Raw genomic sequence first — 19,904 nt, 5'->3', positions numbered from 1 at the left:
AAAGGGGTTATTTTTATGGAACTAAACAGAGAAAAAGGGGCAACACCGCTATACCTTCAATTGGAGGATCTGATACGTATGGAGATAGAGAGCGGCAAATACGTCAAAGGAGATATCCTTCCATCAGAAAAGGAATACATGGATAAATACGATATTTCCAGAGTGACGACGAGACAGGCCCTGGCTGCACTGGTTCAGGAGGGATATATAAAAAGAGCAAGAGGTATAGGAACCGTTGTGTCTTATGAAAAAATCAGTGAAGCAATCAGCAACGTGATCAGCTTTACCGAAGAGATGAAAAAACACAATATTACTATGAAGACCTCATATTGCAAGATGGAACTTATATCTCCCGATACCAAGACGGCACTTTCTCTGGGGATTCTTAAAAGTGATACCTGCTATAAACTAAGCAGGGTCAGAGATGTAGATGGCAAACCCTTGGTGTATACGGTTACATATCTGAAAAATCTCATGGAGCTTCCGCTTGACCCGGGGTATTACAAGGAGTCCCTGTATCAGTTCCTGCATGATAAATATAACATTAACATAGTCAGGGGAAACGATACTCTTGAAGCGGCTCTTCCAAATGATGATGTCAGAAAAATGCTTCAGATTAGTGCTGATATGCCTATTTTTATCAGAACCCGCAAAACTTTTCTGCCAAATGACGAACTATTTGAATATTCCGTCTGTTACTATCCGGGCAACAGGTATAAATACTCGGTAGATTTATAGAAAGTGAGTCGTATGGGTAAATTTAGCAGTTATAACAACTATGATTTTGCTCCTGTTACTAAGATAGATGGTTATGATAGTCATGTTTTCAGTAATACAGAGGAAATGATCACAGAGCTGAATTCTGCTGTTTTACGTAAAAAGGAGCATGAAAATAAAAATTTGCTTGTGGTGTCTTTTGATCTCTATCCGGGTGTGAATAAGGCAGCTATCATGAAGATTGCGCGAAAACTCCGGGCTGAAGAAGTAATAGATATTGAAGATGCAGCAAAGCCAGAAAATAAGAGGTTTGAGGAATTCAAAGATTTTATAACGGACGATCGAGTTTTTGGTGTTATATGTCACAAAAGGCCGGAAGCTTTCTATGATGACGGCAAAAGGCTGTTATTATCGGATGAGATAAAGAAAAAGAGCGGAGTTATAGTACTTGTCGGCTTTGCTACAGAGTTATTTGCAAAAGCAGATATACATGTTTACTGCGACATCTCAAGATGGGAGATTCAGCTTCGATACAGAAACGGAATGGCTAACTGGAACTGCACGAATAATAGCGCGCCGTTTCTCACCAAATATAAGATTGGATATTTCATCGAATGGAGGATTGCTGACAGATATAAAAAGTCACATTTCGATGACATGGACTATCTGATCGATTCCAACAGAGATGAAAATCTTAAAATGGTGACAGGCGAAGCCTTTCGCGCCGGATTAAAGGTTGTTTCCACAAGACCTTTTAGAATGGAACCCTATTTTGATCCGGGAGTATGGGGCGGAAAATGGATGCAGAACATGCTGGGGGTTGGACAGAATGAGAAAAATCTGGCATGGTGCTTTGACGGTGTTCCGGAAGAAAATGCCATTAATCTCGGATATGGCGATAATGTGCTTCAGTTCCCGACAACTGATGTTACTCTGTATTGTCCAAGACAGCTTTTGGGAGAGAGAGTTCATGGAAGATACGGCGCCGAATTCCCGATTCGTTTTGACTTCCTTGATACGATAGATGGCGAAAATCTATCGCTTCAGGTTCATCCTCTTACAGAATACATACAGGACCAATTCGGTATGCATTACACTCAGGATGAAAGTTATTATATTCTCGATGTTGATGATGAAAAACAGAATTATGTATATCTGGGAGTTAAGACAGATGTTGACAAAGCGCAGGTTGCCCGGGATCTTAAGGCAGCGGAAAAGGGGGAATTATCTTTTCCTGCTGAAAAGTATGTAAACAAGATACCGGTCAAAAAGCATGATCATCTGTTAATTCCTGCAGGAACGGTCCATTGCTCAGGTGAGGGTTGTATGGTTCTTGAAATAAGCTCAACTCCTTATATTTTCACCTTCAAATTATGGGATTGGGGACGCGTAGGATTAGATGGTGTTCCACGACCGATTCATGTGGACCATGGACTTAAGAATATCCAGTGGGATAGAGATACGGAATATGTATATGAAGAACTGATTCATCAAGAAAAAACAGTGGATGAAGGGCAGGGATACAAAGTTGAAAGGACAGGCCTTCACAGCAGGGAACCAATTGAAGTAATGCGTTATTCAATTGACCATCCCTTCGATATTGAATGTAATGATTCTGTCATACAAGGGAATCTGGTAAATGGAAGAGAAGCTGTAATAGAAAGCTGTGATGGGAGCTTTCCTTCTTTGACCATTCATTATGCTGAAAGCTTTATAATCCCTGCATCCACCGGAAAATTCAGACTGGTGCCTAAGGATAAGGATGTTATGGTATTACTGGCATCAATATCTTAAATTATTTTCTACATACATAGATTTTTAATTTTGTTTTGACGGCCTTGGGCTTGCTCCAATCGGAGTAGGTCTTTGTGCCGCCATTTTTCTTGAAGGTACGAATTCTTACGTAATACTTTCTGCCGGGCGTAAGCTTTTTGATGGTTTTAGAAGTTGTCTTTGCCTTGCTTACAGTTACTGTCTTTACATTCTTTGTAAATGACTTGTCCATGCTGCACTGGATTTCATATCCGGTGATTCCTTTTTTCTGTTTTTTCCAGTTCAAAGTGATGGATGTCTTTGTTGATTTTGTCTTAGTAAATTTAGCCTTTTTCTGAGTCTTATCGATGTTTTCTGCAGCCTCGGTTTTTGCAGGCTCAGTCTTTTCAGGTTCGCGCTTTTCATAGGTAACAGTGCCGTGAGCAGGCTCCTGCTTGGGCTTTTCCTTAGGAGTTTCCTTCGGTTCTTCAGATGATTCTATACCATTAAGAATTCTGAAAACATATTCGTGATACTCGGGATGTTTAGCTGAATAATCATCGCAGGTCTCCACTGTAAGATGGGTGTTTTTCGGCATATCACCCCAAAAATCCACATAATCAGGCGCAAACCATTTTGCACAGGATGAAAGATCATATTCATCGCCGGGCTTTATATGTGCCTCATAGGCCCAGTTAGGTTCCGGATCGTCTTTAATATAATATGCGTATGGAGCACCCACTAAAGCAATATACATGGGCTTATTGCCGCCAAGAACAAATTTAGCAGTTTTCAACTCTTCCAATGTAAGCTCCCCACCATCGGAAACAGTGCGTCCGTCTGCCAGTTTAATAACGTTGCCGCCTGATCCCCCTGCGGCCATAGTGTGAATACTGATGCTTGAAAACACTACAAGCGCCGCCATTATCATAATAATGGCATTTTTAAAACTTTTTTTCATACACTCACCTCTAAGAATTAGATTTAGAAGTCTAGAACGCGATCAGTCTCCACCCCTCAAAGAAATTTATCACAAAAATACAGTGTAAAACAAGCTATTTTCGGTGGAAATACCATTTAGATTTCATTATTATTTATACTGTTAACAGAATAAAGAAAAAGAGGTTTTTTGATAATGAAAATTATAATCCATGACCTTGATGAATCTTATAATGAAAAGCTTAAAGCAGCGTGCGATAAAGTAGTATGGGCGGATGGAAAATACGCTCCCTGTCAGGGATGTTTTAATTGCTGGACCAAGCATCCCGCTACCTGCAGCATGTCCGATTCACTGCATGAAATGTGCAGAATTGTGGGACAGGCAGATGATCTTGTCATAATCACGGATAACACCTATGGCGGCTACAGTTCAAACGTCAAGAATCTCCTGGACAGATCCATCGGAGCATCAACACCCTTTAGCACATATCGCGGATGGCAGATGCATCATACGCTTAGATATGGTCGCAAGGGCAATTTCAAGGTCATTGTCTACGGCGATATTGCTGATAATGAGAAAAAGACATGGGAACTGATGATAGAAAGAAACAGATTGAATCACGGATACACATCCACTGAGCTTAGGTTCACGGATTCTATAGATAAACTGGAGGTATCAGAGATATGAAGACATTATTCATAGATTGCAGCCCCAAGAAAAAGCTCTCTGCTTCCGGATTTTTAGTGGATATGACAAGCCTTTTTGTGCTTGGAAACAAAAAGAAAATGAAGCTTCGCACAAGGGCAGAGCATGAAGAGATACTGAAAGAGCTTGAGGATACCGACACTGTGGTTTTCACAATGCCGCTTTATGTAGACGGCGTGCCTTCCCACATTATTCCTTTTTTAAAAACAATGGAGGCGTGGTGTAAAGAGCACAAGCCGGATCTTAAGGTCTACGTTATAGCAAATAACGGCTTTATCGAAGGGAGACAGAATGAGCCGCTTATGCAGAATATGGAGAATTTCTGTATCAGAAGCGGTATAAAATGGTGCGGCGGCCTCGGAATCGGCGGCGGTGTAATGATGAATGTTATGCGGATCATGATCGTGGTAGTTTTCGCAATCGCTGTTTTGAATCTCGTCATAACAGGCATGAATACAGGAAATTACTTGGATAAAAATGTAATTGTTGGATTCCTTAAGGATCTTGCAGAGGTTCTGTTTTTTGGCTGCGGAATCATTACCTTTGATATATGGCTTGCTACCTGCATTAACCGTAAAAAAGAATATGGAAAGCACTACACCAGAATAATGCTGCCTTCATTTATATTTATTTTTGGCGCGGATTTCTTTTTCATTGTGCTTTCAATACTTAAGGGCGGCGTGTTCAGGGGCTGGCTCTCCAAAAAGAAGCCTACTTTACCTTAGTTTTGAAGCACTAAGCTTATCAAACCACGCTGTGGTGAAATCAAGAAAGAGCTTTTCCTCTTTGTTCAGCTTCTTGCCTTTGGGATAGGCAAGGACAAGAGTTCTCGTGGGATGACCCTTTAGCGGAATAAGAGATGTATAGCTGGAAGATGTCTGCATCCAGGAAGTGCCGGGAACAAGGGCGATTCCGTGGCCGGCTTCTACCATGGAGCGGAGACTTTTCATATCATCTGCTTCAAAGGCGATATCCGGAGAAAATCCCGCTTCTTTACACAAAGAAGTTGTGTGGATTCGCAGCTGGTTTTTCTTGTTATATGCGATGAAGGATTCGCCTGACAAAGCCTTTAAGTCAATTTGCTTTTTCTTTGAAAGATGATGAGACTTTGGCATAACAACCATGATTTCATCCTCCATCAAAACTACATAATCATATTTTTTTTCATCCACAGGGAGCTGATAGAAAGTAAAATCAGCTTCCTTATTTTTTGCAGAATTTCCCTGCAGGAAAAACACCCTTATGCCCGGATTTATCTTTTCAAAATCGGGAACAAGGTAGGTCATGAAATGTATGCCGCTCTGAATGTTTATACCGATTCCTGTTACGGAATGCTCACGAAGGGAATTGATTCCGGCATCCAATGCGCTTAAAGACTGGTCCACAGCCTCAAGAAAGCGCTTGCCCTTATCGTTTAATCTTATGGCTTTGCCTGACCTGTCAAAGAGTTCGCACCCCAGTTCCCGCTCAAGCTTTTTGATGGTTACACTTATGGCAGACTGCGGAATAAGATGATGTTCTGCAGCTTTTGAAAAATTTTCCATTTGTGCAGCGGTTCTGAAATACCGCAGTTCCAGCAGGTTCATAGGGGAGTCCTCCTTTTTGCATATATATAATTATATATATGATTATATAGGTTTTCATATTTTTAATCAATTTATCCCTCAGATATACTTCATATTGACAGCGATTAATGGGTAAACAGTAACTGAATTCCTGGGGATTTTTGCTGTCAGATCCGCAGGTGGAGGAAAAGGAGAAACTTATGTATATGGGAGGAAAAAGGCCAAAAAAGAGAAGTCCCAAGTGGAAAAGACTTTTTGCAAAGCTCATGCTGACGACAGTCCTGACAACGACTGTTCTGGGGCAGGGCGGGGTGACATCACTTGCTGCTGAAGACCAGACTGCAACAGAATATGCCGCAGACATGGATGTTTCAGTGGATGATGTGACAAATGAACAAAATGAGCAGGAACTTGATGAGGTTAATGAGATAACTCAGGAAAATCCGGAAGCTCAGACTGATGAAAACACTTCAGAAGAAGAAGAGCAGGCAGAGGAAAACAAAAGTGATGAGCTGCCGGAAGAGACTTCTGAGGAAACTGCGACAGAAGAAGCTGATTATTCTGATGTCGAAGAGGATAACGCTACAACAGATATTACTGATATTGAATATCCTGAGACTGAGGTAATTGAAGAGGCAGATGAAGCTGATGCCGGGCTCGAAGTTATGGCCCTTGAAGAAGCCGAAGAAGCTGATGGAGCTGCCGATGATACAGTAAAGATTCTTATGGTTGGTAACAGCCTTACAAGATACAACGACGTTGCCGGCAAGCTTCAGACACTTTTCGCACTTGATGGAATTGATGCTCAGGTAGATACAAGAACTCAGATGGGTGCATCTTTGTTTGACCAGGCTGACATTCTTAAGGAGAGCACAAGAGCGGCAATCGTAGACGGTGACTATGATTATGTGGTACTTCAGGAAAAATCCTCAGGTTTTTCCGAGGCACTTCTTCGTCAGGGTGCTGAAGCATTCTATCCCTGGATAGAGGAAGCTCCTTCACAGCCGCAGCTGGTATTTTACATGCCTTGGGCTAATGAAGACGTACTTAAGAGCATGCAGACAACAGTTACAAATGCTTATGTTTCTGTAGCAAAGGATTTTAATGCCAAACTTGCTCCTGCAGGTGAAGCATATTACGAGCTTTATTTTGACAAGAATAAGAAATGGTACAGAAAAGGCGACAATGTGCATGGTAATGATCTTGCAAGTCTTATCTCTGCAAGCACCATTTACTACACAATGACAGGAAAAGACAGTGCATTCAGCTTTACTTCAGAAGATAAGGATGCGCTTACAGCTCTGGTTGAGAGTGCAGACTACAAGAACAACAGAGTTTCCTATAACGCTGATACAGTTAATCTGATCGAAGAAACTGCACTTAAATACACAGGAATTTACAGTGATCTCAATAACGTTCCTGATCTTGAGGGCAGAGGAATGGATGGCAATACCAACCTTGCCAAGGGCAAGCAGGGAAGCGCTTCCTCTAACGGCAGAGGTTCAACAAGAGGTATCGGTGCAAGAAACGTAGGTAATCTTACTGACGGAAGCTATACTTCATTTTTAGTTTCACACGAAGAGGATCCTGATATCTGGTATCGTGTTGATTTTGAAAAGAGCACAAAAATCGACGAAGTAATTCTGTATTTTGGCGGAACAGGAACCTATGTAAATACTGAGAACGCAGTATTTACAGTGGAAATGTCCGACTCCCCGGATAGCGATTATTTCGTTGTTGCAAGCGGTGAAAGCACATCCACAGAGCCCATGGATTTTAAATTCGATGAAGCTCAGGGAAGATATTTAAGAGTTCATGTATCATCCTTCTCAGGTCCCTATGTAAGTATGTTTGAGATCGAGGCATATTATCAGAAGCCTGAGACCACAGAAGATGAGAACGGTAATGATGATCCTGCAGAGACAGGCAATGAGAATGAAAACGGCGAAGACGAAGGCCAGGGTTCCGGTAATCAGGAAGAGCCTTCTGAGGAAGATGAGTTTGACGGTATCGTTAAGGCTTTCCCCGGAGATTTCCTGCAGGTACGTGTAGGCGAAAACACCGCAAACATGGCACTTTATGACGGAAACATGTATGAAGCTGTTCTTCCTTTCAGCGCAGGTGAAAATACCGTCAGCATTCTGGTAAACGGAAAAGTAGTCAAAGAAAAAGTATGTAATGCATCAAAGGCTTCACAGGATGTTACCGTCAGATATTTCGCTGATAACGACAAGGTTGTAACAGGTTTTGACACACACAAGGATGGAAACGGCAACGTTGTACAGGATATTAAAAAAATCGCAAATTGGACAGGTAACTTCTTTAACAGAGCAGGCATAAATGAATTCAAGGAATTTGGCGGCTGGGATCAGGCAAATGTATTATCTCGTCTTGATTATATCGGCGGTGGCGTATTCAAACGCACATTTACTTATACCGTTCCTGAAAGTTCAATATCCTACGAGTTCAAGATTAATTTTGACGGCGTTTGGAGCAATGGCGAAGTTCCTTCATCAAATGCCACAGTAACATTCCCTGCAAGCGAAAAAGAGACCGATACTTTCGTTCTTTTTGTAAATTCCACTACAGGCGAGTGGTTTGATTCCATAAACTCAGGAAAAATCGCTTACAAACTGGCAGATGGAAGCGTATATGAGCAGGAAGCAGGTAAGGCAAAGGTGGAAATCGCATTAGGCGGTGAAACTAAGGAGATGGTACAGACATCTAAAACCGGTTACAGACTTACAGATTATCTCACTGCAGGTACTTATAACGTCAGCATCTATGCTGATGGTCAGCTTGTTGAAGATACAGAGCTTACACTTAAGGGTTCATCCTCAGTAACTGCTGTTTATGACACTAAAAAAGGTCTTGAGATCATCAAAAATGACAGCATTCCTGAAGAGACAGGAAATGATGATACTAACGAAAACAGCGGTAATACCGGCAGCGAAGCTGGAAATAAGTCTGAAAATACATCATCTGAAACCTCTGAAAAGGTAACAACAGATAACGAAACACCTAAGACAACCACAGAAGAGGCACCTGCAGAGACAGTAGATAAAAAGCAGAAGAAGTCTTCTGTTTCCAAGCTCAGCGCAGGAAAGAAGACACTTACTGTGAAGTGGAAGAAGGTAACTGCTAAGGGCATCAAGGGCTACGAGATTCAGTACAGTACTGATAAATCCTTTGAGAAGAACGTTAAGACAGTCACTATTAACAAGACAAAAACCACCACAAAGACTTTCAAAAAGCTTAAGTCAAAGAAAAAATATTATGTAAGAATCCGCACCTACTCCAAGAAGAACGGCGAGAAAGTATATTCCAACTGGAGTAAGGTAAAGAGCATAAAGGTTAAATAAAAAAGTCATCTATCGGATGTAATAAGTATGAAGGCGCTATGTGTAATTGAGCACATAGCGCCTTTTTCATGGTGGCAAATTTTGGGCAGATAGTGTAATTGATTGATCAGGAATTCTTCCCGCGTGTTGATGTTAAAGGGGTATTATGGGAAAATATGAAATATATTTATAGAGAGCGCCAAACAGGAGGTTTTAACCAGCGATTACTATGAGTACAATACGTTTTAGCGGCAATTCCGACGGAAGAAAAAGCATATTGGAGATCATGAGAGATAAAGGCAACCGTATCCATGCGGACTGCGGTGGTCGTGGCACCTGCGGAAAATGCAGGGTGCGATTTATTTCTGATGCTCCAAAGCCGCTGGATATAGAGAAGGAACACTTGTCAGAAGAAGCCCTGAGAGAGGGCGTTCGCCTTGCATGTCAGACAAGGGTAAGCGGAGATTTCACAGTTGAGATAGACGATTCAGACGAAGCCATGGAAATTGCAGCCATCGCGGAGGAAGATTTGGGCGAAATGCCTCTAAATCCCGTGGTGGCAATAGATATAGGAACAACTACTTTGGCTGCAGCACTCCTTGATCCTGACAGAAAGAAAATCATCAAGACGGAAACAGGAGTCAACCATCAGCGCAGCTTTGGTGCAGATGTAATATCCAGAATTCAGGCAGCCAATCAGGGAAAAGGCGAGGAGCTTAAAGAACTGATACGCGGGGATATTAAAGAGTTGTTGTCCTCATTTGGTGTAGCTGAAAGCGTCCCGGAGATCATCTCTGCCAATACTACCATGCAGCATCTATGGCAGGGGCTTCCCTGCGAAACTCTCGGCGTAGCACCCTATACTCCTGTGGACATAAGCTGCCGCAGCGTAGAGGGCTGTACCTTGCTTCCCGGCATAAGTACGTATGTGGGAGCGGACATTGTCAGCGGTATTGTAGCAGTGGGCATGGATCAGGCGGAAAAGCCCTGCGTTTTGATTGATCTAGGCACCAATGGTGAGATGGCTATAGGTAACAAAGACAAAATAATGGTAGCCAGCACCGCAGCAGGCCCTGCCTTTGAAGGCGGAAACATATCCTGCGGCACCGCCGGAATTCCGGGAGCTGTAAGCAGTATCACCATCGAAGATGAAGCCGTAAAATATGACACAATCGGAAATCAGCTACCGGTGGGACTTTGCGGCACCGGAGTTATAGAGATAGTCTATGAACTTTTAAAGAACGAGTTTATTGATGACACAGGTCTACTCGATGAAGATATAGATGAAGAAGGCTTTAAGATCGCGGATCAGGTCTTTTTTACACAGAAAGATATTAGAGAAGTTCAGCTTGCCAAGGCCGCAATAAGAGCCGGTTTGGAAACCCTGTTGCAGGCATACGGCATCAGCTACGACCAGGTGGGGGCTGCCTATTTGGCAGGGGGCTTTGGCCTAAAGATCAATCTGGAAAAAGCCTGTGGAATCGGCCTTCTTCCGGAGGAACTTTTAGACAGAACTCGGGCTGTTGGAAATACATCTTTAGAGGGCGCCGTTAAGTATGCCTTTGATGAAAGTATGCGCAGCAGATTTATAGAGGTTGCTTCCACCGCCGAAGAGGTCAGTCTCGCTGACAGCAGTGTTTTTCAGGACCAGTACATGGAGAGGATGTATTTTTAGATGATACTCAACACAGGGCAGAGAACAGATATCCCTGCCTTTTACCCCAAGTGGCTTGCAAATAGAATAAAAGAGGGCTTTGTATGTGTGCGCAATCCCTATAACCCGGTTCAGGTTAGCAGATACGTGATAAATCCTGAGGTTGTGGATGCTATTGGCTTTTGCTCCAAGAATCCTGAGCCTTTCTTTCCATACCTTGATCTTGTTAAAGATTTTGGGCAGTTCTGGTACATTACCATAACTCCCTACGGAAAGGATATAGAGCCAATGGTTCCTGATAAGGAGCGGGTCATTGAGTCTTTTAAATTTTTGTCAGGGAAGGTTGGAACCAAGGCTATAGGCTGGCGTTACGATCCAATATTTGTAAGCGATAAGTATACAATAGATTATCATTTGAAGGCCTTTGAAAAAATGGCTTCATCTCTTGAAGGTTATACGGAAATTGTAGTTATCAGTTTTATAGATCTCTATGAGAAAGTAAAAAGAAATTTTCCGGAAGTAAGGGCTGTGTCAGAAAACGACAAGCTATTTCTTGGAAAGGAAATCATAAGAATAGCAAGAAAGCACGGCATGCTTGTGAAGCCCTGCGCCGAAGGAGATTTTCTTGAAAAATACGGTGCAGATTGCAGAGGATGCATGACAATCGCCGATTATGAGCGTGCCATCGGAAATAAACTGAATGCTCCCAAGCATAAAGGGGCCAGGAGTGAGTGTGCGTGCTACTTATCCGGCGATATTGGTGCTTATGATACTTGCGGACATCTGTGCAGATATTGTTATGCCAACAATGACGTTTCCCTTGTAAAAACCAATATGAAGAATCACAACCCGGACTCACCTTTTTTGATAGGAAACTACAGACCGGATGACAAAATCAATGATGTGGCGCAGAAGTCCTGGATTAATGGGCAAATGTCCATTTTTGATTTTGTGTAAATATAAATGGACCAGGGGACGGGGTTAGTGGTTCATTTTTGGGCCATATAACCCCGTCCCCTGTGGTCCAATTTGGAGATAATAGTATTGGACATCTAAAGCGTTTCTTTCTATAGTATATTAAGAATCTTAGATTAGGTAATGTAATGAATATATTAAATGTAGAAAACGTTTCAAAATCATATATGTCAAAGCCTGTTCTTAGCGGAGTTTCCGTAGGAATAAGCGATACAGATAAAATCGGAGTAGTGGGTACCAACGGAACAGGAAAATCCACGCTTCTTTCTATTGTTGCAGGAAAGACTACTCCGGACAGCGGGCAGGTAATAGTAAGTAACGGCCTTCGTATATCATATCTTCCCCAGAACCCTGTTTTTGATATGGATAAGACACTTCTGGAGAATATTGCGGGTACCATTTACGCAGGCGGCGATCATTGGGACAAAATCGGAGAAATAAAGGCAACTCTGTCAAAGTTTGGAATTGATGATCCTGAGTGCAATCCGTCTATTTTATCCGGTGGTCAGAAGAAGAGAGCAGCTCTTGTTGCTGCCATCATGACACCTTCAGATCTTCTGATTCTGGACGAGCCCACTAACCATCTCGATTCTGACATGATCGAGTGGCTTGAGGATTTCCTTCAGCATTTCAGAGGTGCTCTGCTTATGATCACCCATGACAGATATTTCCTCGATGAAGTAACGAATCAGATTCTGGAAATTGATAAGGGCAGTGTGTATCGCTACGAGTCCAATTATTCGGGATTTCTTGAATTAAAACAGCAAAGACTTGATTACGAACAGGCCGCTGAGAGAAAGGCTGCAAGTCTTTACAGAAAAGATCTTGCATGGATGCTAAGAGGCGCAAGAGCCCGCTCAACCAAGCAAAAAGCCCACATTCAGAGATTTGAAGAGCTGCGTGACAGACAGCGTCCGGAAGAGGAGAGACAGGTAGAGCTTTCCTCACTTCCCACAAGAATGGGCAATAAGACCATTATTATTGACGGGATTTCTAAATCCTATGAAGGCAAGCTCCTTTTTAAGGATTTTTCATATATTTTTGGCAAGCTGGACAGAATAGGAATCATCGGGCCGAATGGTTGCGGCAAGTCCACACTCCTAAAATGCATTGTGGATGCGGTAACTCCCGATTCCGGATCTGTTGAAATAGGGCAGACCATTAAGATAGGCTACTTTGGTCAGGAAAATGAAGCCCTGGATGAAAGTAAGAGAGTAATCGACTACATAAGAGACACTGCGGAATTCATAAGAACCACTGACGGTCTGACTTCAGCGTCTGTTATGTGCGACAGGTTTCTTTTTAATCCGGAGATGCAGTATGCTCCGATTTCCAAGCTGTCAGGCGGTGAGAAGAGAAGATTATACCTTCTTAAGGTCCTTATGGAGCAGCCAAACGTAATCATTTTAGATGAGCCTACTAACGATCTGGACATTCAGACCCTCAGAATTCTGGAGGACTATCTGGACGGCTTTGCAGGAATCATCATCACCGTAAGTCACGACAGATATTTCCTTGACCGCGTGGTTACAAGGATTTTTGCTTTCGAAAAAGACGGAACACTGTATCAAAGCGAGGGCGGTTATTCAGATTTTCTCATTCATAAAAAGGAAGCTGCAGGTGTATCAGAGGTTATCTCTAATCCCAAAGCGTCCACAGCAGAAGATAAATCCGCCAAGGGTAAGTACCGCGCTCCGAGGGAGAAGACAAAGCTCTCATTTAAAGAGCAGAGAGAGTACGATAATATCGAATCTGAGATAGAAGCTCTTGAAGAAAAGAGTGCTGAACTGGAGTTCCAGATTGGAGAAGCTGCAACGGATTATCCAAAGCTTATGGCACTTAGTAAGGAAAAAGAGGAAGTTGATGCTGAAATAGAGAGAAAAATGGACAGGTACGTTGAGCTTCAGGAGATGGTGGACAGCTTTCAAAATGACTGACGTATAGTCCATATAAACTCTGGGGAAAAAGGGGAATTGGTGTGAAAAAGTTTTTGGGGGTAATACTTAAAATCATCGCCATACTTATTTTGGTTGCTATTGCCTTGTTTGTATGCAATAAAATCATGCAGGTTCTTGACCGCAACAGGGCAGAGAAGAACGCTATAAGCTACGTTGAAAAAAAGTATGGCTTTACTCCCGAAGTTCTAAGTAGCAAAAAAGATTATGATGTTCATGTAAATGCTGATATTTTTATCAGCTATTCCAAAACCCCCACTGGTAACTATCAGGTTAAAATGCAGCATGACGGTAAAGATTTTACTGTATATATTCCCTACAAAAAGGCTTCTGACGAGGGAACGGATGACTATCAGAGCGACGAAATAGCTTCGGCTATACAGGCTGAAGTTTCGTCATGTTTTGATGGTAAGGTAATGGCTATTCATAATTATCAGGATAGTCGAATGGGCTTCCGGTATATAGAAGCTGACTATTTTGACGGATCAGACACCGAAAAATTCTATCGCGAAAATGCATCCTATTATGTCTATACCGTTGGATGCGATCTAAAATCTCTTGATTTAAAGGGAATCCTTAAGAAATTTCACGCAAGTTCAATATATGTATTTGACTGTGTTTCGGAAGAAGCATTTAACGATTTTTATGGGCAAAATCCATTCGATATATTGCAGCCAGAGATGGACGGCATATCTATAGATGCATTTCGCCCTTATTTGGATGAGTGCGCAATTCAGAAGGCAGACGAAGAGAAGGAGTATTTAAAGCCTAATATGCGAGAATATGGCGACTTTCTTTATGACACTGTCTTTGGAGGAAATGTGGAGTTTACGCCAATCGAAGGTATAGATCTGCAAAATTGGCGCGGGAACAAGGCAGACTCTACAGCATCCGGTTATTCTGTAAAATCTGCTGAAAAAACTTTTATTTTTGTACCCAGGATAAAATTAAATGGTGTCGAAAAGCAGATTTACCTGCTTTATTCATACACTGATAAAAACGGAGAGACCAAATACTCCTACGGGCATGATGTGTCAATTAACGATAATTATCGCATGTTTAGCATTTATGATAGCGAATTGAAGGATTTTGAGTTTACAATAGTGAGGGAGAAATGAGGAGGTGATCAGGATGGATTATGAAAAAGCTTTTGTTGAATTTGAAGCAGATGATCCGCAGTTTTTTCCGGACATAGTAGAATTAAATATCGTTAGCGGTGGAGTTCATCTTTATGGGTATCTTCTTTCACCGGATAAGAGAATGCCCTTATTAACCAGCAGGAGCTGAGCGTCCTTAACAGATATGAAGACTTATTAACCAAAAATGTTCTGTTTGTGGAAGCGTCCTATGACACGATAGCTCCACCTGATAAGATGCTGAAACCTTTGGCAGACAAGCTTGAAGAAGCCGGGGGAAAAATCGTGTATGAAAAAATCGCCAGCAACCACAGTTTTATCGGACAGCGCATGAAACTGACTCAGATCGTCGGAAAATGGATTCAGTCAGTTGTGGATTAGAATAGAGTTCATCAATTTGGAGGTGAATAATGAAGACCTTATTTAAAAGAGATTATGTACTGATTTTATCTATGATGTTGGTAATGGGGATGCTGACTTTAATGCCTGAAGTGGCTGTGGCAGAGGGAGAGCATATTCACAATGGTATCACTTTTGAACCATGGAATAATTCTACAAGCATGCCGCAAGAGGATGATTTCAACAGCGGGAATACCTTGAGTATTTACCTGACTACTGATGTGACTCTGACTGATACCGGCTGGACGGTTCCGTCCGGAAAGACAGTCTACCTATGTCTTAATGGAAAAAAACTCAAATACACCAGCAGTACTTCTGACGATAGTGTAATAATTGTGCCGACCGATTCCACTATTAATATCTATGATGAAGAAAATAAGGGAGAAATCACCGGTGGTACAGGACATGGAAGTAATAAATATGGTGGTGGCATTTTTATTCAAGGTACCGTTAATTTACATGGTGGAAAGATATGCGGCAACCAAACAGAATACGCTGCCGGTGGAATCTACATTCTTAATGGTACCTTAAATATGCTTGGTGGTGAAATAAGCAATAATAGTTCCAAAACGGCTGGTGGTGTTGCTATATATGGTACTTCGACCTTTGAGATGCATGGGGGAAAAATATCCAATAATAAAGCAGATATAAGTGGCGGAGGTGTTGATGTTAAATCACCTGGTACTTTTACATTGGATGGCGGTGAAATAAGTGGCAATATAGCAGGAGCCGCCCATCGAGCATCTGGTGGAGGTGTACTTTCCGGTGGTGACTTCATTATGAATGGTGGAAAGATATGTGGAAACCAGGCTACCGGAAACATTGGTTTAGGTGGAGGAGTCAGTCTCGAAGATAGTGGAAATTGCACTATTTCTGGAGGTCAGATTACTGATAACCAAATCACCGGAACAAATAGTTCTAATGAAACCGTCGGCGGTGGAGTATACGTTGGTTATCAATTTAGTAACCACACCTTTAAAATTTCCGGAAATCCCAAGATTAGTGGCAATACTATGACTCGTGGTGGTAGCTATATCCCTAATAATGTATATCTGGATGCAGATTATACTGTTAGTAATTGTATTACTGTAGAAAATATTGGCGCAAATGCGTCAGTAGGTGTGAGTTTGGATGAGCCCAGAGTCTTTACCACCGGATTAAGTGGAGCAAACCTGGATCCTGCTAAGTATTTTGTAAGTGACAATCAGTATTATAAGGTGGTTAAGGATGCTGCAACAGGAGAAGCAACGCTGGCACCTAATAAAATAACAAAGACTGTGACCTTCAGAGTTGTAAATGGCTACTGGAGTGACGGCACAACAGAAGATAAACGAGTAACACTTTCAGGATATGGAAGTGATGTGTTAAAGCTGACTAACAGCCAGATTCCCAAGGTCGGTGACAAGCCCGGTAATGGCTATAAAGCAGGAAGCTGGGACGTGACACCCGGTACAGGTATGGCGATCACATCAGATAAAACCTTCACTTACACATATATAGCTGAAAACAACTCTGAAAATCAGCCGGAGACTTACACTTTTAATACGAGTCTTAAGATAACCCAGAAAAAAGGAAAAATAAAATTTTCCTGGGACAAGACAGCAGGAATAGCTAAATATGAAGTATATGTAACCTATTATGGAAAAAAATTCCAAACGAAGCCCACAAAGACTGTAAAATCTAATTCCGTGACGATTAAAAAGATCAAAGGCAAGAAGATAGATTTTACAAAGAACATAAAGCTTTATATAAAAGGCTATGACAGCGATAACAAGCTTCTCGGTGAGACAGTGACTGCGGTCTTTGCAGGGAAGGACAGTAAAAAATATAAGAACCCTAAACAAGTGAAGCTTTCCACCAAAACCATAAATTTAAGCAAAGGCAACAGCGCAAGAGTCAAGGCCTCTGTAAAAATGGAAAAAGGAAAGAGAAAGGCTCTTCCTGAAAAATATGCAGCCAAACTTCGATACAGATCTGACAATCCAAACGTGGCATCTGTGGATAAGAAAGGATTGGTAACAGCAGTTAATTCCGGAAGCTGCAGCGTATATGTATTTGCTAAGAATGGCCTTGCAAAGAAAGTCGCGGTTACCGTTAACTGACAGGTGCGAAGTTTTGATTTATTGTTATTTCGGAAGTAGGTAGTGTTGATTAATGTTTAGAAATTTTGTAGTAAAAGAAAATAGAACGACCAGAGCTATAGTTGCAAATATGTTTCTGGCAGCGATAAGTTTATTTGTTAACGGTTTCGGCGTATATCTCACAATTCAGGCAAATATCGGTGCCGGTCCCTGGGATGTACTTAATCTAGGATTGTCGAATACACTGGGAATACTATACGGAACAGCATCGGTGGCTGTTTCTTATGCGATCCTTGGAATAGATATTGCGCTTAAGGAACCCATTGGCATTGCCATGTTTATAGATGCCTTTGTTGTAGGCAAGGCAGTTGATCTTTTTAATAAACTGAATGTCGTACATAAATGCGATTCCCTGTGGACCGGAATACCGGTAATGATCATTGGACTGGTGATCATGGCATATACCCAGTACACGTATATGAGTGCTTCTCTTGGCTGTGGCCCCAGAGATACACTGCTTGTTGCACTTGCAAAACGTGCAAAAAAAATTCCTATTGGAATTGTCAGCATTACACTTCTTAGTCTTGCAACTTTTATCGGATGGCTATTGGGAGGCCCTGTAGGAATAGGAACACTTATCTGTGCCTTTGCAACAGGCCCTATTATGCAGATGGCTTTTGCCTCGGTAAAGTTTAATGCTACCAAAGTTCATCATCAGCATCTGGCAACGACTATCAAAATATTTATGAATAAAGAAGCAGCCTGAGAACACCTATAACATGATCCTAGTCGTAAAATTTATATTTTTGGTACTTGGTCGCAAAACATTTAATATAAATAACTTCATTTTGTATCAAGGTCGCTTTTTGTGTTATTATGGAATCATGATATGTATGTAGCAAAATCCTTAGATTTATTCTGCATTTACACGTTTTATTGTATCACAATTCGTACCTTGGGAGGATTTCATGGAAAGAAAAAGCCGTTCTGATCAGATTGAATCACTTCTTGAAGAAATGCCGGAATTCGTTTCTGTTTTTATCTACAATTTTGGCAAGGTCGACGCACATAACACAAAGCTCGAATATTGTCGTGACATCAAGCGTTTTCTGGATTTTATCGTGAATTGTGTCCCTGAATATAAAAAGAAGAAAATCTCTGTGAAGGATCTGACCCTGGATGATCTGTCAAATTTGGACGTACTTTACATAAATAATTATTTGACAGATATGGCCGAAAACTATGAAAACACCACTGCAAAACGTCGCAGAGCCAGTGTTGCCAGTATGTACAGTTATTTCATGAAAGCCGGCAAAATCAGGCTAAATCCTATGGCTATATCTAAGCGAATTGATCTTCCCCAAAAAGATGTTATTTTTTTAACAAATGAAGAACAGTCCAAATTATTGGATTCTGTCCGCAATGGTACGGGACTTTCCACAGCACAGACAAATTATCATAATCTGTACACCAAGCGAGACTCAGCAATGATCCTGCTTTTCCTTGATACCGGACTTCGTGTGTCCGAGCTTGTAAGCACTGATATGGACGACTTTGACCTTGCATCAGGTAGCGTTGTTGTAACTAGAAAAGGCGGCGATACCCAGACTGTCTATTTTTCAAATGAATGCTCAGGGTATCTTCTTGATTATTTCACCACGCAGAAAGCCAAGTTCAATCTGAAGCAAACCAGGAACTTCCCCGCTTTCACTGCCCTCTCCGGCGAAAGAATCGGTGTTCGCGCCGTTGAGCGCCTTGTAAAAAAATACGTAAGAGCCGCCCTCCCGGACAGCTCCAATGTTGACAAAATCACACCTCACAAGCTCAGATCCAGCTTCGCCATGAGCTTCTATGAGGCCACAGACCACGATATACTCAAATTGCAGAAAAAACTTAACCATAAGAGCCTTAATACCACAAATATCTACGCAGAAGCCGCCAAGACTGATATGAAAGAAACAAGGAATGTGCTTGAGGGGCTTAGGTGACATAGAAAACTGCATCACCATTATCGATATCTGTCGATACTTAGTAGGTTATTCTGAGTTATTCTTTAGACAATATGTAATGACCTCCATTTTGTAGCAACGTGGATTTACCTGTATACTATAGTTGCTAAAACAAATGGTAACAGGGATTACCGCATACAAAAGGAGGTCACAAATGAATAATACCACAGTTTACGTAGGAATGGATGTCCACAAAGAAAGTTTTACACTTTGTGCTTATACTCTGGAGAAAGAGAAAGGCTCCTATTCCAGAAGAACACCCGCAGATTATAAGGAAGTCCTGAAGTATCTGGAATTCCTTCGCACCGTCTACGGAAACGATACTATCTTCGTATGCGGTTATGAGGCGGGCTGCCTCGGTTACACCTTATATCACCAGTTGACCGATCATCATGTCGACTGTGTGATCCTTGCTCCTACCACGATGCTGGAGCAACGTGGCAAAAAGAGGATCAAGACGGATAAGCGTGATGCTGAGATCATAGGAAAATGCCTTGCCCAGCACAACTACAGTCCGGTACATGTTCCTACCGCATCTGACGAGGAAGTAAAAGAATTCCTCCGTATGCGCGATGATCATAAACTCGCACTTAAAAAGGTCAAGCAGCAGATCCTGGCATTCTGTCTAAGGCATGATTACCGATATGACGGAAACAGCCATTGGACGGCAGCTCA

17 protein-coding genes are annotated in these 19,904 nt (G+C 41.8%); 15 read left to right on the top strand and 2 right to left on the bottom strand.

The annotated features are described in order from the left end of the window. Nucleotides 1-15: 15 nt before the first annotated feature. Nucleotides 16-738 (top strand): GntR family transcriptional regulator, encoded by a 723-nt coding sequence (locus G603_RS0115130; protein ID WP_035793532.1) that lies wholly within the window; start codon nt 16-18, stop codon nt 736-738. A 12-nt stretch (nt 739-750) separates the two neighbouring features. Then, on the top strand, nt 751-2,511 hold the full coding sequence (locus G603_RS0115125; RefSeq protein ID WP_026670749.1) for a class I mannose-6-phosphate isomerase: 1,761 nt from the start codon (nt 751-753) through the stop codon (nt 2,509-2,511). A 1-nt stretch (nt 2,512) separates the two neighbouring features. On the opposite strand, the gene G603_RS0115120 is transcribed toward G603_RS0115125, so the two are convergent. Further along, on the bottom strand, nt 2,513-3,430 hold the full coding sequence (locus tag G603_RS0115120) for a fibronectin type III domain-containing protein (RefSeq protein WP_026670748.1): 918 nt from the start codon (nt 3,428-3,430) through the stop codon (nt 2,513-2,515). A gap of 174 nt (nt 3,431-3,604) precedes the next feature. On the opposite strand from G603_RS0115120, the gene G603_RS0115115 reads away from it, so the two are divergent. Beyond that, nucleotides 3,605-4,096, top strand: coding sequence for an NAD(P)H-dependent oxidoreductase (locus G603_RS0115115; RefSeq protein ID WP_026670747.1), 492 nt, complete (start codon nt 3,605-3,607; stop codon nt 4,094-4,096). Further along, nucleotides 4,093-4,839, top strand: a complete 747-nt coding sequence (locus tag G603_RS21700) for a hypothetical protein (protein WP_051207959.1) — start codon at nt 4,093-4,095, stop codon at nt 4,837-4,839. Before G603_RS0115115 ends, G603_RS21700 begins: the two co-directional genes overlap by 4 nt. Here G603_RS21700 and G603_RS0115105 read toward each other — a convergent pair. Further along, entirely contained in the window at nt 4,831-5,700 is an 870-nt protein-coding gene (locus G603_RS0115105) for a LysR family transcriptional regulator (protein WP_026670746.1), read from the bottom strand. The genes G603_RS21700 and G603_RS0115105 overlap by 9 nt on opposite strands. A 185-nt stretch (nt 5,701-5,885) precedes the next feature. Between G603_RS0115105 and G603_RS0115100 the strand changes: the two genes are divergently transcribed. The 11 genes from G603_RS0115100 to G603_RS0115050 all read left to right on the top strand — a co-directional run. Next, nucleotides 5,886-9,041 carry a discoidin domain-containing protein gene (locus G603_RS0115100; RefSeq protein ID WP_196808086.1) on the top strand — a complete coding sequence of 1,052 codons (3,156 nt, stop codon included), beginning with the start codon at nt 5,886-5,888 and terminating at the stop codon, nt 9,039-9,041. Between the two features lie 208 nt (nt 9,042-9,249). Next, on the top strand, nt 9,250-10,695 hold the full coding sequence (locus G603_RS0115095) for an ASKHA domain-containing protein (RefSeq protein WP_026670744.1): 1,446 nt from the start codon (nt 9,250-9,252) through the stop codon (nt 10,693-10,695). Next, on the top strand, nt 10,696-11,631 hold the full coding sequence (locus G603_RS0115090; RefSeq protein ID WP_026670743.1) for a DUF1848 domain-containing protein: 936 nt from the start codon (nt 10,696-10,698) through the stop codon (nt 11,629-11,631). It begins immediately after the preceding gene. A gap of 146 nt (nt 11,632-11,777) precedes the next feature. After that, nucleotides 11,778-13,586: an ABC-F family ATP-binding cassette domain-containing protein gene (locus tag G603_RS0115085; protein WP_026670742.1), complete on the top strand. Its 1,809-nt coding sequence runs from the start codon at nt 11,778-11,780 to the stop codon at nt 13,584-13,586. 41 nt (nt 13,587-13,627) lie between these two features. Further along, the gene (locus G603_RS0115080) at nt 13,628-14,722 is read left to right on the top strand and encodes a hypothetical protein (RefSeq protein ID WP_026670741.1); all 1,095 of its coding nucleotides are present in this window, start codon (nt 13,628-13,630) and stop codon (nt 14,720-14,722) included. A 13-nt stretch (nt 14,723-14,735) separates the two neighbouring features. Next, nucleotides 14,736-14,891 (top strand): hypothetical protein, encoded by a 156-nt coding sequence (locus G603_RS22480; protein ID WP_155831026.1) that lies wholly within the window; start codon nt 14,736-14,738, stop codon nt 14,889-14,891. Between the two features lie 98 nt (nt 14,892-14,989). After that, the gene (locus tag G603_RS23040) at nt 14,990-15,121 is read left to right on the top strand and encodes a hypothetical protein (protein WP_255345877.1); all 132 of its coding nucleotides are present in this window, start codon (nt 14,990-14,992) and stop codon (nt 15,119-15,121) included. A 29-nt stretch (nt 15,122-15,150) separates the two neighbouring features. Beyond that, nucleotides 15,151-17,241 (top strand): Ig-like domain-containing protein, encoded by a 2,091-nt coding sequence (locus tag G603_RS0115065; RefSeq protein ID WP_026670740.1) that lies wholly within the window; start codon nt 15,151-15,153, stop codon nt 17,239-17,241. Nucleotides 17,242-17,293: 52 nt separating this feature from the next. Further along, nucleotides 17,294-17,986 carry a YczE/YyaS/YitT family protein gene (locus tag G603_RS0115060; protein WP_026670739.1) on the top strand — a complete coding sequence of 231 codons (693 nt, stop codon included), beginning with the start codon at nt 17,294-17,296 and terminating at the stop codon, nt 17,984-17,986. Nucleotides 17,987-18,188: 202 nt separating this feature from the next. Continuing rightward, nucleotides 18,189-19,208: a tyrosine-type recombinase/integrase gene (locus tag G603_RS0115055; RefSeq protein WP_026670738.1), complete on the top strand. Its 1,020-nt coding sequence runs from the start codon at nt 18,189-18,191 to the stop codon at nt 19,206-19,208. A gap of 175 nt (nt 19,209-19,383) precedes the next feature. Beyond that, a partial coding sequence (locus G603_RS0115050; RefSeq protein ID WP_035793530.1) for an IS110 family transposase occupies nt 19,384-19,904 on the top strand: 521 nt, incomplete at its 3' end.

This window comes from Butyrivibrio sp. AE3006 (assembly GCF_000424165.1).
Taxonomy (GTDB): Bacteria; Bacillota; Clostridia; order Lachnospirales; family Lachnospiraceae; genus Butyrivibrio.
Note: the sequence above shows the minus strand (reverse complement) of the source record. Positions and strands in the feature narration are given on the sequence as shown.